We start from the raw sequence: 14,535 nt of genomic DNA on the forward strand, positions 1-14,535 counted from the left end.
CCACACCCCATGCGCCTGACCCGCTACTTTCTGCCCGTGCTCAAGGAGACGCCTGCCGAGGCGCAGATCGTCTCGCACCGCTACATGCTGCGCGCAGGCATGATCAAACAGGCGAGCGCGGGCATCTATTCGTGGCTGCCGCTGGGCTACAAGGTGCTGCGCCGGATCGAGCAGATCGTGCACGAGGAGCAGCAGCGCGCCGGGCACATCCCGCTTTTGATGCCGACGCTGCAGGGCGCGGACCTCTGGCGCGAGAGCGGGCGCTACGACGATTACGGCGAAGAGATGCTGCGCATCACCGACCGGGGCGGGCGCGATCTGCTCTATGGCCCGACGAACGAGGAGATGATCACCGATATCTTCCGCAGCTATGTGGCCAGCTACAAGAGCCTGCCGCTGACGCTTTACCACATCCAGTGGAAGTTCCGGGACGAGATCCGCCCCCGATTTGGCGTGATGCGTGGACGCGAGTTCCTGATGAAGGACGGGTACAACTTTGACCTGACCCGCGAGGACGCGCTCCACAGCTACAACCGCCACCTCGTCAGCTACCTGCGCACCTACGAGCGCATGGGGTTGCAGGCGATCCCGATGCGCGCCGACTCGGGCCCCATCGGCGGGGACGACACGCACGAGTTCCTGGTGCTTGCCGACACAGGCGAGAGCGAGGTGTTCTACGACAGCGCGGTGACCGATCTGACGTTCGGCGACCGGGACATCGACTACGACAGCAAGGAGCAGTGCGCGGCAATCCTCGAAGAGTTCACCTCGAAATACGCGCGCACGGACGAGACGCACGACGCGGCGACGTTTGAGGCCATCCCCGAAGAGCGCCGCCGCGTGGCGCGCGGGATCGAGGTGGGGCAGATCTTCTATTTCGGCACCAAGTACTCCGAGCCCCTCGGCGCCACCGTGCAGGGTCCCGACGGCAAGCAGGTCCCGGTCCACATGGGCTCGCACGGCATCGGCGTCAGCCGCCTTCTGGGCGCGATCATCGAAGCGTCGCACGATGACAAGGGGATCATCTGGCCGGAGGGCGTCACGCCCTTCCACTGCGGGATCGTGAACCTCAAGCAGGGCGATGCGGCCGCCGATGCCGCCTGCGAGGACCTTTACAAGGCGCTGACCGCCGCCGGGCTCGAGCCGCTCTACGACGACCGGGAGGAGCGGGCAGGCGGCAAGTTCGCGACGATGGACCTCATCGGTCTGCCCTGGCGCATCACCGTGGGTCCGCGCGGGCTCAAGAACGGCGTGGTGGAGCTCACCTCGCGCCGCACCGGCGAGCGTGAGGAACTGGCGCCCGAGATGGCCATCGCCCGCGTCCGCGAGATCTACGGCGTGTGATCCGGCTCGCTGCCGTTGTGACGCTCCTGGCCCTGCCGCTCGCGGCGGAGCCGGCCTCGGAGGCGTTTGACGACTGGCTGCAAAAGCATGACATCCCGAACGGCGCCTTGGCGGTGATCCGTGAGGGCGACTTGACAGGCTACGATCATGGCTGGGCGGCGGATGCGCCTGCCGAAATGTCGTCGCTCTCCAAAGCCATCACCGGTCTATGCGCTGCCGAGCTTGTGGACGAGGGGCTGCTGGCCTGGGACGACACGCCCGAAGGCGGGACGGACGTCACGCTCAAGGAGCTTGTCCTGCACACCGGCGGCATCGGCCCGGACAGCACGCAAGGTCTGCTCGGCTCGCTGCGCTACATGGGCAAGGAGCCGAACGGCGACGTGGCGCGCCGGGCACGGGAGCGGGCAGTGCAAGCCAAGCGCGTCGGTCAATTCGACTACAACAACGAGAACTACGCGCTGATTGCCGAGATGATCTCGGCGGTTGCACCGGAAGGCGTCGAGGACGCCTGCGCGGCCCGGGTGCTGGCTCCGGCGGGCGTCACTGGCGGCGCGTCCGAGCTGGCTGGCCACGCGCTGGCCTGGGGTGGTTGGCACATCGCGCCATTGGGCTACGCCCGCCTGCATGCGTACTGGTTCGACGGCGCGCGCAAAGACCCGCGGGACACGCCGCTCTACATCTTCGAGGGGGCGCAGGTCTTCTACGGTCTCGGCACCTTTGTCCGGTTTTCGTCCGAAGGCACCCGGTTTTGGCACTTTGGCGGGACTTGCGTGCCACGGTTTGCCAATTCCGGCGCCTTTGCCCTGACCCAGGCCGGTGACTGGACGGTCGTGGCCGCCTATGATGCCTGCATCGACGACGCGGCGGCGCTTGAGCTGTCCGAAGTCCTGTTCGAGGCCATGCAGGCCGCCAACTGAAGGTTAGCCGGGGAGGGAACGGCCATGATCGCACGCACATTGGCGCTGGCTGGCGGACTGACGGGCGCGGTGGGCCTGTCGCAATTCCCCGAGTTCTCGCAGCAATATGCGCAGCGTCTGGCGGGGGCGGTGGACGAGCTGGGACGGATGGTCGCCGAGTTCGACGCGGACGCCGCCGACGTCGGCCTCAGCCGGTCCGAGGCGTTGGTGGAGCTGGCGCAAGGCGGTGCCATAGGCGCCGAAAGGGCAGAGACGATGGCCACGACCATCACGCGCCACGCCAATCTCGAGGCCGATCTCGCGGCGCTCAAGGGCGCAGGTCCCTTTACCCGCGCCACACAGGCCGCCCGCTTCACCGATCCCGGCATCGCGCAGCGGGCGTGGGAAGACTACAAGCCCGCGGTTCCCGTGACCTTTGAAGGGGCGGTCTTTGCCGGGCTCGGCTTTGCCGCCGGGCTCATGGTCATTGCCGCGCTACTCTGGTGCCTGCGGTTGCCGGGGCGCGCGCTGCGGCGGAGCCGGGCGCCTGCGCGGCGTCGGGCGGGGTAGGGGCCTGCCATAATAGGAACTCCGCCTAAATCAAAGCACCCGCCTGACAGGCACTGTCAGGCCGCGCCGACCCGCCCCGATGGGGCGGCGCGTGAACTACTGTCATCGGAGTATTGGGCCGCTACTAGCGCGACCGCTTCGCCTGCAACGCCTGCCAAATCCCGAAAAGACTTATCAGGATCCAGAACCCCTCCATCAGCGCCGAAGCGAGGTTGAAGGTGTAGGACAGAGACACCGCGATCAGCACTGACCCCACAAGGTTGACCACCGGGAACGCGAGGTCCTCCGAGTTGATCAGCCGCGCCTGCGTGCCAAAATAGGCTGACACGACCATAAGCGTGCCGAACGAGCCGACCCAGTCGTGCCACGCAAGCTCCATCATGTCGGCCCCCTCAGCTCATCTCCGCAAGACGGGCGAGCGCCTCCGCGATGCGGCCCGCTTCCTCCTGCCGCGCGGCGAGGTTGGCCTTGGTCTCGGCGACGACCTCCTCGGGCGCACTGGCGGCGAACTTGGGGTTCTTGAGACGCCCCTCCATGCCGCCAATCTCCTTGGCAAGCTTGCCGGCGGTCTTTTCGAGCCGCGCCTTTTCAGCCGCCACGTCGATCACATCCGCCAGCGGCAGGCCAAGCGTCGCGCCCGGCGCCGGCACCGTCACCGCATCCTTCGGCAGAGCATCCACCGTCTGCAACGCACCCACCCGCGCAAGCCGCTGGATCATCGCCGCGTTGCGATCCCAGTAGCCCCGCGAAGCACCCTCAATATCCGCCGTAAGCACGTCGAGTACCGCGCCCGCCGGCACGTTCATCTGCGCGCGCACCGAGCGGATGCCCTCGATCGCCGCGATCACCCAGGTGATCTCCGCGTCCGCTTCGGCGTTCACGACGGTAGCGCCGTACTCCGGCCAGGGCGCGTGCACGCACATGGTCTCGCGCTTGGCGGTTGCGCTCCAAAGCTCTTCGGTGATGAAGGGCATGATCGGATGAAGCAGGATCAGGCACTGGTCGAGCACCCATCCGAGCACCTCTCGCGTCTCTGCCTTGGCCTGAGCGTCATCGCCTTGGAGGAGCGGTTTCGAGAGCTCCAAATACCAGTCGCAGACCTTGCCCCAGACAAAGCCGTAAAGCGCGCTTGCCGCGTCGTTAAAACGGTAGGCGCCCATGGCGGTGTCGACCTCGGCGCGCACCTTGGCACATTCGCCGATGATCCACTGGTTCACGGCGAGGCTGGCATCTGGCACGTCCTTCGCGGCTTTCCGGTCAGGCCCCACCGCCTCGTTCATCTCCGCGAAGCGCGCGGCGTTCCAAAGCTTGGTGCCAAAGTTGCGGTACCCCTCGATCCGTTTCAGATCGAGCTTGAGCACACCCCCAAGAGCCGCCATCGCCGCCGAGGCGAACCGCAGTGCATCCGCGCCGTATTGGTCAATGATCTCAAGGGGATCGACGACGTTGCCGACCGACTTGGACATCTTCTTGCCCTTGGCGTCGCGCACAAGGCCATGCAGGTAGACGTCCTTGAAGGGGATTTTCTCCGAGACGGGCTTTTCGCTGAGAACGGCCATCTGCATCATCATCATCCGCGCAACCCAGAAGAAGAGGATGTCCTGCCCCGTGACCAGCACCGACGTGGGGAAGTAGCGCTTCAGCTCCTCCGTCTCTTCCGGCCAGCCGAGCGTGCCAATGGGCCAAAGCCCCGACGAGAACCAGGTGTCGAGGACGTCTGGGTCGCGGTAGATTTTGAGAGGTCCACTTTCTTGCGAAGCGACCTTCACTCCGTCTTCGTAGGTTTCCATCGGTCCAGCTTCGAAGATCGATGCGAGTGCTTGCTCGGAGAAATTCTCAAGATCCGCTGGGCTGTCACAAACGACAACTGGACGACCATAATAGTCTTCTGCTTTTTTGGTGGCTGCTTCGGCATTCTCTGCACAGAACCATACGCGCTCGCCTAACTGCAGAGGCTCACCTTTTTTGGGCATCTTTTGCCCATACCAAACCGGGATCTGATGCCCCCACCAAAGTTGGCGTGAGATGCACCAGGGCTCAATATTCTCGAGCCAGTGGTAGTAGGTCTTCTCCCCGCTCTCCGGCACGATGGTCACGTCGCCCTTTTTGACCGCGTCCAGCGCCGGGCCCACGATCTGATCGGTGTCGACAAACCACTGGTCGGTCAGCATCGGCTCGATCACCACCTTGGAGCGATCGCCAAAGGGCTGCATGATCGCCTTGGCCTCGACCAGCGGGACCAGCTCTTCGGCCTCCGTGCGCGCCTCGCCGCCCTCTTCGGGGGCAACCGGCACCACCGCGGCTTTGCCCAGACGCGGGTCCGAGGCGACGGTCATCACCGCCAGCCCCTCGTCCGTGATCTGCTGCACCACCGCGTCACGCGCCTCGAACCGGTCAAGCCCGCGCAGTTCGTCCGGCACCAGGTTGATCGCGTCGACCTCCGCCTCACTCAGCGTCCGCTCGCCGCGCGCTACTGCGCCCGCGATCTCTGCCGCCTCCGCATACGGCGCGCCATCGCTTCGCAACGCGCCTTTGGTGTCCATCAGCCGGTAGCAGGGAATGTCGCCGCGCTTGGCCACGGCATAGTCGTTGAAATCATGCGCCCCGGTGATCTTCACCGCGCCCGAGCCAAAGTCGGGATCGGGGTATTCATCCGTGATGATCGGGATCAGGCGGCGGTGCCGCTTGGGTCCCACCGGGATTTCACAAAGCTGACCCACGATCGGGGCATAGCGCTCATCCGAAGCGTGCACCGCCACCGCGCCGTCACCCAGCATCGTCTCCGGCCGGGTCGTCGCGATCGAGATGTAGTCCCTCATCTCGCGCAGAGTGACGTTCCCGTCCTCGTCCTTCTCCACGTATTCATAGGTGGCACCGCCCGCCAAAGGGTACTTGAAGTGCCACATATGCCCCGGCACCTCGACGTTCTCCACCTCGAGGTCCGAGATCGCCGTCTCGAAATGCGGGTCCCAGTTCACTAGGCGTTTGCCGCGGTAGATCAGCCCGTCCTCGTACATCTTGACGAAGACCTTGATGACCGCGTCGTGGAAGTTGCCCTCCTCCCCCTTCGGCGCGCCCGGACCACCCGACATGGTAAACGCCTCGCGCGACCAGTCGCAGGAGGCACCGAGCCGCTTGAGCTGGCCGATGATGGTGCCGCGCGACTTGACCTTTTGCTCCCAAACGCGCGCGGTAAAGGCCTCGCGCCCCATCTCCGCCCGCGACTTCTCACCGTTCGCGGCCATCTCCCGCTCGGTCACCATCTGCGTGGCGATGCCTGCGTGGTCCGTGCCCGGCTGCCAGAGCGTGTCGAACCCCCGCATCCGGTGCCAGCGCACCAGAATGTCCTGAAGCGTATTGTTGAAGGCATGGCCCATATGCAGCGCGCCCGTCACGTTGGGCGGCGGGATCATGACGCTAAAGGTGCTGTCCTCTGCATTGGCCACGTGCTTGCCCGCGGCAAAGGCATTTGCGTCCTCCCAAGCCTTGGAAATCCGCGCCTCGGCGGCACTTGCGTCAAACGTCTTGTCGAGCCCCATGGGTCCAGCCTCCATTACGTGCGCCGCACATACCCAAAGGCTTGGCCAAGGAAAACCCGTCGCTTCTTCTGGCTGAAAATATCCCGGGGGTATGGGGGCTGGCCCCCATGTTGTGTTTCTAATGCTCTTACCCCGTCAAATCAGTTGGTTTGAACTCGGAAGAGCCCGAATGTGGCCGGAAGTGTTCGGATGGGTCAAGCCCGGCGTGCGCGTTCCCTGACGTGATAGGTGTGGAGGGCCGATTTGCCGATGCGGCGCGCCGCCGGAAAGTGGGCGGCGATCTGTTTGGCGAGTGTCGTGTATGGCAGCCTTTCGATGCGAGCGTCCACGAACGCATGCAATTCGGGGTCCATGTCGATTTTGCGGCGTCGATTGACACGGCGTTTAACGGCCAGTGAACGGTCCACTTCCGGCAGGTCCAAGCCACAAGTTTCGAGCATTTCTGCGAGGTGATCGACAGCCGCCAAGGCATTTTCCAGCGCGGCCCTCGCCGAGCCCACGGATGCGCGCAATTCGGCCAGCGAACGGTGCTGCTCGGCATCGCCCATCAGTCGAGGCGACCCGGCTCCAGCCCAAGTTGCGAGCAGATCGCTTCAGCCATCGGATCGGCTGTGGCGACGGGCTTGTTGGGGTGGCGATTTGCAAGCGCCGACGGTTTGCTGAGATGAGCAAAAGGAGCCGCCGACGAAGAGATGAACGCGTCAAAGCTGTTCGGGTCCTGTGCGCACAGCGCCACGGCCCAGTCGTGCATCGCGGGTGTCATTTGTCCGTCTCGCATCGCGTCTTCAACGCGACGCTCGGCCCCCTCAGCGTTCGCCGCTTGCGCCGCCTCACTCCTCTTGGATAGGGCATCGCGCAACGCCGCAATCGGCACATACTTGGCCGGATCAGGCTCACGTTTGATGGCGGCGACCATTTCGTCAAGGGTCGCGTTTTCGGCTTGTTAAAATTTTTTTTGGGCCCAAGCGCGTCGGCGATGCGTTCAAGTCCAGCTGTTGCGGTCATGTCTGTCTCCTCGCTTGCAAGAGCGGTCAGGTGAAGGTTGGGACGGTGCACTAGGCTTGCACCCTTGATGCGGTGTACGGTCCCGTCTCGGGAATAGACGATCACCGGGCTGAGGTACCGGTACGCGCGGTTGGCGATCGGGTCGAATTTGACGGCAAATTCGACCGTCGCGTGCTTTAGAGGTCCACGAGACGCGGCCCCACAGGCCGTCATCTTTTGCGACAAGATCCCGGATCCATCCGGCAGCCGGAACGGGGCCGGTGCGGCTTTGGTCCTCGCCCTGGTGCTCGTAGTCGATGACCAGATCGACGCCCTCCCGGATCGACGCCCGCGCTACACGGCCAACATTGACCATGTGCCAGCGCCGCCCATCGCACCGAGCCACCGCCCCACGCGGCAACAGGTGGACAAGGTCGGGCACGGGACTGACCGCTAGTTCCGCTACGGCCTCGCAATGCGACGTTTGCAGATCGGCGCCCATCATGCTGCGAACGGTGTGACGATCAGCTCGGCGGTGTCTTTCCATGGGTTGGACCCACCGCCGTCCACATGCTCCGTATTGAGCACGTGGAGTGCGTCGCTTTCCAGCGTCGGCGGGACCACGAGCGCTGTCGGCTTGATGCCAAGAATGCGCCCACTGTCGCCCCGGAACTCCTACATCTGGGCACGGGCGGCGGCGTAGTTGGCCGGGGTCAACGGCTGCTGGCTGGCGTAGGCCATCTGCCACAGACCGTAGCCCGCATTTACACGCGCCCGGACGCCAAAGAGGTATTCATCGGTCATAAAGACATGATGGTCGTTTGCGGCTGTGGCCTTCTGGAAGTCGTATTTCTCGCGCTCTTGCCAGACCAGCGGCTTCACTGCGCGTGAGGTGTCGAGGAGGAACCAGGGCGTCGCCGCGCCAGCAGCGACGTTGCTCACAGTCACCAGGTTGCCGTCCTTGTCGGTCGACGGGTGATCGGCGTCAAAGAAGGGCTGGCCGTCAAAGCAAAGATTGGTGAAGCTCGACGCGAGGAGACCGAAGATCATCTCCTCGGGATGCAGCGCCGCGAGGTGACCCATCTCCGCCATCATTGGCGCGAACACGCCGAGCCGGTCGCCCAAAAAGTCCTCACGTTTGACGCCAACCGTGCTCTCGAACTTGCGGTTTTCGAGTGTGAAGGCGTGCGCGGCGAGGTTCTTGACGACGCGGTCGCCGCCCAGCCATTCGCGGAGTTGTGGGAACTGGCCGAGCCAGCCATAGGTTTCCTGGCAGGCGAAGGGCGGCACGGTCATCGCGACCTTGTCGCGGTGAGTTTCCGCGCTGGAGTAGGCGTCGGTGTATTTTGCCTTGAAGCCTTTGAAGGCCAGTTCAATGGAAGCGCCGCCCGCGATCATGGCGCTGTGTCTTTCGTAGGTGAAATGAGAAGATTGCGTTCGATGAACTCGACCTTGCGGCGTCGCACGGTGCGCAGATGACACCCGACACGAAACGCTGTTTGGCTGATGGACCGCCCCTCTCGGAGGTTTTGAAGGATCGCCAGACGTTGACGCGCGGCGTGAGAGGTCGGCCCTTTTGGAACGGTGATGCGTCCCTTGCCCATGACGCGGCGCAGCCACTCACGCGTCGGATCAGGATCAGGGCGGCTCGGGACTTCGAACTCACGCCCGCCGCGCTCGATCAGAAACGCGCGTACCTTCTGGACGCCTAGGTCACGCTCCATCATGAGCAGCCAGCCAGCTACGGGCAAACCCAAGAGCTGGCAGTCGGCGCAGGAAGGAATATCTGTGGGGTCCGTTGGCATAAGCGCACCATGCCACCCCGGACAAGGGTCCTGACCCGGGACCGTAGTCCACAACACTCTGTAGTCGGTTGGAAGGTGCGCCTGGGGGGACGGAAACTCCCCCGCTGCACATAGTCGCAGGCTCGCCGATTTGACTCAGGCGCAGGTGGACTTTAAGCGCGCAATCCCGAAACCTCCACCCCGGCTGCAAAATGAAGCGACGCGACTTGCTCAGCACGTCCTTAGAACACCATTTAAACGGGTCAGGAAGCGCGAGTGGGGATTTTCCGAGGGACGGTAGCCAAAACGGGAGGAGCGCGCTCTACGGGCTTCTCCCCGCGATAATCCAAATTTTAGCAAAAGAGGCGGCGCCCGTCAGCACCGCCCCCGGAACTTCCGTAGAATTGCGATCAGGCCGCGCGGGCTTTCATCGCCTTGAGCGCCGTGATCGCCTTGGGCCCTTGCGCCGCCGTCAGGAACCGCAGGGAACCAACCTTGAAGCAGCGCAGGAGCCATTTATTCAAAGCCGCTTCACTGGTCTCGCCCGTCGTGTACTCATTCCAAAGCGCGCGGATCAGCTCGATCTGCGCAAAGCTCGCCATGCCGGGGCGCTAGCCATAATCCTGCCCTTGCGGCGTGACCGGGTCTAACCCGCAATACTGGAAAAAGCCCATCATCGCGTCGAACCCGGCGCGGTCCAGCTCCTTCGAGCTGGTGACGCCCGCCATCTGCACGAGCGCCGTCCGCACGGTTGCGTCCGAAAGGCCAAGCTTGCGCACCGCGACCCAGAAGAGTTTCAGCATGTTCGGTGTGATCTTCATTGGAGAAGCTCCTTGGAAACATGGTCGATCTGACCGGCCATCCGCACCAGCTCCTCGCCGGGACCATCAAGCACGCTCTCCGCGTAGCCGCCGCCTATCGTGAGTGCGGCGATGACTTCGTCATTGCCCATGCCGTGTAGCGCCACGCCGTCGCGCACAGTGCGGCAGAGCGTGACAAGGTGAGACAGTGCTTCGATCACCTTCTCGGCCGTCTCGACCGCGTCAGCCGGTTGCGTTCGATCCGTCATTGCACCCACTCCCGCAGCTCGCCATCCGGGTCGGACACTACGGCGCGACGTCCGGCGGCGTGCAGTACCGCGCCGATTTGCAACATGGTGACAACGTCCGCCTTAAGGCCGTCCAGCTCGGCTCCCGCGCGCGCTAGGTCGCCCTGTTCAAGCGCTTCATCAATCTCAAGACATCCGTTAAAAACGGCGTTCGGATAGTCCAACGCTTGCGCACTTGCGGCCCAAATGTGCTCGAATTGATCCGCGCGCAGCTCAAGTGTGATCCCCACGATACGATCCACCATCATCGCGCTCCCGGAACCAGTTTCAAATCCTGCATCGCCGGCTTGATGTGTGCGCCATCTCTCGCGAACACCTTAACATGGTGGATTTGTTTAAGCGTCACGCCAAAGGCGTTATGCGCCAATAGGATCGCTGAGGCCAAGACTGCGGCAACTTTCAGCCATGCGCCGCGAGTTCGGATCGGGAAGGTAGAGGCGTTCTGACAGCGTGTAGAGCAAATCAAATTTGGTGCACTCTCCTGCCACCGCGACATGGGCTATCACGTTGGCACGGGAGCGCAGATAGTCGACACACGTCCGCGATTTTCCGCAACCGGGAATACCGGCGATCATCGTGAATTGGCCGATGGACTTGCGCAGATAGTCGAGGGTTTTGGTGATGCGCTCCTCGATAGACTTTCGGAGCCGTCCCTTGTCCCGCCCGGTGCTAATGAGGGCGTGCCCTCATGGTTATGGCTGGCCATGCGTTGCCGCGCCTGGTCAGCCTTTTCTCTCGGCGCCCTTTTCGGACGCCAAGAAAGCATTGAAATTCTTCATGTATTCGCCCGGTATGCCGTCTGCCTTAGCCTTGGCGTCCACAGGTCTCTTGCGCAATGGCGAGGCAAAGTGTCCTGCCACGACCGGGCGCGTGTCAGTTGGCTCGGGCGGTGCAACGTCATCGAGCGCAGCCAACGCGTCCGCGAATTCCTTGTCAGCCATGTAGGCGTTCAGCTCTGCACTTTACGCCGCAAGCTGACGGGCCTTTTTTGCCGTTTCGTGAAGCGCACGCGCACCGTCTTTGCTTTTGTAGTCACCCGCCCGGACCGGCGCGATGTCCTCGCAAATCAGCCGCCCGTCGCCGTCGAAAGCGATGGCCGGTGCATCAAAGTTGTCCGGGTCGCGCCCGACGACGATCCGGCCTTTGCCGTGATGCACGATCAGGTCATCGTAAGTGCTGCCGTCGCCATAGTGCCAGCCATCCCAGCGGATGCGCCCGTGGCGATCGACAGAACGCGGCTTGAACTCAAGGCTGGCGAGATAGAGCTGTCGCCGTGTGGGTTGAACCCGGACGGTTTGCGCCAAGCCATCAAGGAACACCTGCTCAAAAGAGCGGCCTTGAGCGCCTTGCGACGTCCGCCCGACCTCCGCATTGTGCCGCAGCACTTCTCGCGCAACGATCTGTTCCAGACGCTCCCACGGGGCCGGCACTGTGGACGACTTCGGCCTGGCTCCGGCGTGGTGCCCGGCATGCGCCTTGGCGAACTCCGGGCGGTCATCAATCGAACGCGACAGCGCTGCAAAGGTCCGCTCCGCGATCTTGGCCTGCGCATTGCCTGGCAACGCGAACTTGATCTTGATGCCGAGCAGCTTGCAGATCCCGAACGGCTGCACCGGAGCGCCCGCCACCCGCCGGAACTTGTGGTCCGTGCCACCTGCGATCAGATGGCCTGCAAAGGCCGACCCGTTGTCGGGATAGAGCCATTCCAACGTGCCGTACCGCGCGCAAGCCGTTCGGATAAGCCGCTGTGTTGTCACCGCATTTTCAGAAGTCGAAAGTTCGTACCCGAGAACAAAATTGGACGCGACATCGACAAGCGCGATCATCACCGGACGCACCGGCGTGCCGTTCGGACCCTCAACAAAGAGGTCGAGCGTACGCCCGTCCAGCGACACGATTTCGAGCGGCGCGAGGCTTGTCTTGTCGCGCAGTTTCGGTTGGTACATCGACCACGCCGCCTCACTCTGACCGAGCCGTGTAACACGCCGCTGCGCCTCGGTCAGATCGCGCGTCCACCAGCGATAGACCGTTGGATACGACGGGACTTTCCAGCCCATCTTGCGCCCGACATCCCGCGTGTCAGCCCAGGCCCGTTTCAGCGGGAAGTCTTTGTACGCATCGCGGATCGTCGTCAAAAAGAACCGCTTGGCATCATCGCAGAACGCCGCCTTGGCCGCCCCTCCCCGCTGGTCTCGCAACAGGGCGGGAGCATAGTTGATCGGATCGACGCCGCGCAGGTCACGCGCCATTTTCTTGAGCGTCGCCAGCGACGTGCCCTTTTGACCAAACCGCCGCTCGACCTCCGCCTGGACCTTTGACCAGGACAGTTCGGATTTGAGCGCCACCGTCAACCGCAGGATCGCAGCCTTCCGCTCCGCTTCATCCCGCAAAGACGGCACCGCCTTCATAAATTGGTCGTGCGCAGCATCATCCCGCGCGCCCATGTCGAGCCCGAGGGATACACCTTCGCGCACGACATACTCTCGCCGAGCCTCGTCAGGTAAATCAGCCAGTCGCACACGGAAGCTTTTCTCAGATCGGTCAAGGTCCACCGCCCGTGTTCTCAACCACTTAAAGACCCCCATTTTGGTTTTCGGGAGCCAAGTTAGGCCGGTGAGATCACGGACGTAGACAAGCACCGTCTATCGTTCCGATGCTTCGATGACGCGCTTTTTCAAGTGCTGCGCTTTGTCCCCCGTTCCAACTGCCATCGAAGGCAGCTTTGACGTTTGGCATGTGGATCCCATGGGTCTTGCACCAAGCATGGAGACTTGTTCCTTGACGGATAAAACCAAGGCGAACGTCCAGATATTCGCTTTCGCGCTTGCCATTGTTGGTGTTAGGATCTGTCTTAAGGAGGGTCCGATCTCGGCTTTCCGTACTTCTGTCAGGTAAAGGGCTTACAATTGTAAGATATCAACAGAAGTGGTCGAGAACTTCGCTGATGCTTTTCGCGCCAGGCTTCACATGTTGAAGCTAAGGCGACGTTTGACTGTTCAGGAAATGGCTGACCAATGCGGGATCTCCAAAGGAAGCCTTGAGAGTTACCTTAGAATTGAAAAGCCGAAGCTACCGGGCCGTACAGCATTGGTCGCGATTGCCGACAATTTCGGTGTATCCGTAGATTGGCTCGTCGGGCGGTCAGAAGATAGTTTTGCGCCGGGTTCAACTCGCAAGGAATATGCGATCGGAGTGTATTATGTGGTTTCCGACCTGTTGACCGAATTGGCTTATTTGGATGCTTTTGAAACTGGACCAACTCAGCGTACAACCGACGAAGGGGAGCTGAAGATCGCCAACCGCGATATTGCCGAGTGGGCGGCCAGAGCGATGTACGATTTCTCTAATTTCATCGGAGGGACAGACGAGCTCGGAAAGGAATTGCGTCGCGATAGAGCGCGCACCTACGATGCGATCAGCTCCGCAATCCCAACGCGTGAACCGTAAACAGATTGGTTTTCGATTTCCGCACCTCGCACACTGAAAACAAACAATTTTTTGAACGCAGGTAGCGGCGCCTCGCTGCAAATTGGCTGCATTTCGGGCAAGAAGTATCAAACCAACTGAAACGCACCGCCCCTAACCCATTGATTTCGCTTGACCCAATTCCGCCGCCGGTATCAAACCATCTGAAACGCGTCACCCCATCCGGGGGTGTGGGGGTTTCCCCCACAAAAAAACAGCACGGCGCAGCAGTTCCTTCAGGTCACGCCATCAAAGGCACTCGCACGCCGGACCGGATCACCGCAGGATCATACGGCTTACGGGCAAAAACCTCGTGCACCCGCGCCTCGAAATGCGCCAACGGAAACGTGTCGTAGCCGGGATCAAACGACGCCTGGTCCCACCGTTCACAAAACGCCGCGCAATCGTCGAAGTAGGGATGCCCCCGGTACGCCTCGCGCTTGTGCTGGTTCCCGCCGACGTGATGCCCGTAATAGAGCATCTGGAAATGGCCGTGCTTTTCCACGACCCAGGTGCATTGCTCGCGCACGAACGGCTTGAGGATCGTCGCCGCGTATTCGTCGTGGTTGTAGGGCGCAAAGATGTCGCCGATGTCATGCAGCAGTGCCGAGACGATCCAATCGGTGTCCGCCCCGTCCCGCTCGGCGCGCGTCGCCGATTGCAGCGAGTGCCCGAGCCGCGTGACCTGATAGCCCGACAGCGAGGCGTCCAGCGAGACCAGCGCCTCCAGCAGCCGCGTCGCCGTGCCACTCGCGTAATCCACCTCCAAGGGGTGCAGCAGCGCGTAGTCCTCCGCGTCGCCGTCCTTCATCGCCGTGAATTTGACGCGCTCCATCGCCGCCTCC

At 62.7% G+C, this 14,535-nt stretch carries 16 protein-coding genes and 4 pseudogenes; 4 read left to right on the top strand and 16 right to left on the bottom strand.

Going from position 1 to position 14,535, the window contains the following annotated elements; all coding sequences use genetic code 11:
• The first annotated feature begins 9 nt into the window (after positions 1–9).
• From proS to ACU0B3_RS13140, 3 genes are read left to right on the top strand one after another with little or no spacing between them, the layout of a single operon-like run.
• Positions 10–1,344, top strand: coding sequence for a proline--tRNA ligase (proS, locus tag ACU0B3_RS13130; protein ID WP_446261311.1), 1,335 nt, complete (start codon positions 10–12; stop codon positions 1,342–1,344).
• Entirely contained in the window at positions 1,341–2,261 is a 921-nt protein-coding gene (locus ACU0B3_RS13135; RefSeq protein WP_446261312.1) for a serine hydrolase domain-containing protein, read from the top strand. The genes proS and ACU0B3_RS13135 overlap by 4 nt, the downstream gene beginning before the upstream one ends.
• Before the next feature lie 24 nt (positions 2,262–2,285).
• A complete protein-coding gene (locus ACU0B3_RS13140) occupies positions 2,286–2,810 on the top strand; it encodes a DUF2937 family protein (protein ID WP_446261313.1) in 525 nt (174 codons plus the stop codon).
• Positions 2,811–2,934: 124 nt separating this feature from the next.
• Here ACU0B3_RS13140 and ACU0B3_RS13145 read toward each other — a convergent pair whose 3' ends face one another.
• From ACU0B3_RS13145 to ACU0B3_RS13215, 15 genes and pseudogenes are all read right to left on the bottom strand, one after another.
• Entirely contained in the window at positions 2,935–3,192 is a 258-nt protein-coding gene (locus tag ACU0B3_RS13145) for a CBU_0592 family membrane protein (protein WP_446261314.1), read from the bottom strand.
• 10 nt (positions 3,193–3,202) lie between these two features.
• Positions 3,203–6,349 (bottom strand): valine--tRNA ligase, encoded by a 3,147-nt coding sequence (locus ACU0B3_RS13150; RefSeq protein WP_446261460.1) that lies wholly within the window; start codon positions 6,347–6,349, stop codon positions 3,203–3,205.
• 194 nt (positions 6,350–6,543) lie between these two features.
• Positions 6,544–6,897, bottom strand: a complete 354-nt coding sequence (locus ACU0B3_RS13155) for a hypothetical protein (protein WP_446261315.1) — start codon at positions 6,895–6,897, stop codon at positions 6,544–6,546.
• A pseudogene (locus tag ACU0B3_RS13160) lies at positions 6,897–7,274 on the bottom strand (phage protease); the annotation flags it as partial. The gene ACU0B3_RS13155 and the pseudogene ACU0B3_RS13160, both read right to left, overlap by 1 nt.
• A gap of 47 nt (positions 7,275–7,321) precedes the next feature.
• Positions 7,322–7,567 (bottom strand): annotated as a pseudogene (locus ACU0B3_RS13165) (phage protease); the annotation flags it as partial.
• Positions 7,536–7,880 (bottom strand): annotated as a pseudogene (locus ACU0B3_RS13170) (phage protease); the annotation flags it as partial. The pseudogenes ACU0B3_RS13165 and ACU0B3_RS13170, both read right to left, overlap by 32 nt.
• A pseudogene (locus ACU0B3_RS13175) lies at positions 7,835–8,731 on the bottom strand (Mu-like prophage major head subunit gpT family protein). The pseudogenes ACU0B3_RS13175 and ACU0B3_RS13170, both read right to left, overlap by 46 nt.
• Positions 8,728–9,060, bottom strand: coding sequence for a helix-turn-helix domain-containing protein (locus tag ACU0B3_RS13180; RefSeq protein WP_446261316.1), 333 nt, complete (start codon positions 9,058–9,060; stop codon positions 8,728–8,730). The pseudogene ACU0B3_RS13175 and the gene ACU0B3_RS13180 overlap by 4 nt, the downstream one beginning before the upstream one ends.
• Before the next feature lie 467 nt (positions 9,061–9,527).
• Positions 9,528–9,719, bottom strand: coding sequence for a phage protein GemA/Gp16 family protein (locus ACU0B3_RS13185; protein ID WP_446261317.1), 192 nt, complete (start codon positions 9,717–9,719; stop codon positions 9,528–9,530).
• Between the two features lie 9 nt (positions 9,720–9,728).
• Positions 9,729–9,938 carry a hypothetical protein gene (locus tag ACU0B3_RS13190; RefSeq protein ID WP_446261318.1) on the bottom strand — a complete coding sequence of 70 codons (210 nt, stop codon included), beginning with the start codon at positions 9,936–9,938 and terminating at the stop codon, positions 9,729–9,731.
• Positions 9,935–10,186 carry a hypothetical protein gene (locus ACU0B3_RS13195; RefSeq protein ID WP_446261319.1) on the bottom strand — a complete coding sequence of 84 codons (252 nt, stop codon included), beginning with the start codon at positions 10,184–10,186 and terminating at the stop codon, positions 9,935–9,937. The genes ACU0B3_RS13190 and ACU0B3_RS13195 overlap by 4 nt, the downstream gene beginning before the upstream one ends.
• Entirely contained in the window at positions 10,183–10,473 is a 291-nt protein-coding gene (locus ACU0B3_RS13200; protein ID WP_446261320.1) for a hypothetical protein, read from the bottom strand. The genes ACU0B3_RS13195 and ACU0B3_RS13200 overlap by 4 nt, the downstream gene beginning before the upstream one ends.
• 108 nt (positions 10,474–10,581) lie before the next feature.
• On the bottom strand, positions 10,582–10,800 hold the full coding sequence (locus tag ACU0B3_RS13205) for a hypothetical protein (protein ID WP_446261321.1): 219 nt from the start codon (positions 10,798–10,800) through the stop codon (positions 10,582–10,584).
• A 147-nt stretch (positions 10,801–10,947) separates the two neighbouring features.
• Positions 10,948–11,166, bottom strand: a complete 219-nt coding sequence (locus ACU0B3_RS13210; RefSeq protein ID WP_446261322.1) for a hypothetical protein — start codon at positions 11,164–11,166, stop codon at positions 10,948–10,950.
• 21 nt (positions 11,167–11,187) lie between these two features.
• Positions 11,188–12,699: a transposase domain-containing protein gene (locus tag ACU0B3_RS13215; RefSeq protein WP_446261323.1), complete on the bottom strand. Its 1,512-nt coding sequence runs from the start codon at positions 12,697–12,699 to the stop codon at positions 11,188–11,190.
• Positions 12,700–13,150: 451 nt separating this feature from the next.
• On the opposite strand from ACU0B3_RS13215, the gene ACU0B3_RS13220 reads away from it, so the two are divergent.
• Positions 13,151–13,672 (top strand): helix-turn-helix domain-containing protein, encoded by a 522-nt coding sequence (locus ACU0B3_RS13220; protein ID WP_446261324.1) that lies wholly within the window; start codon positions 13,151–13,153, stop codon positions 13,670–13,672.
• Between the two features lie 259 nt (positions 13,673–13,931).
• Here the strand turns inward: ACU0B3_RS13220 and ACU0B3_RS13225 are convergent, their stop codons facing one another.
• A complete protein-coding gene (locus ACU0B3_RS13225; protein WP_446261325.1) occupies positions 13,932–14,525 on the bottom strand; it encodes an HD domain-containing protein in 594 nt (197 codons plus the stop codon).
• Positions 14,526–14,535 lie beyond the last annotated feature (10 nt).

The organism is Pseudaestuariivita sp., assembly GCF_052825805.1.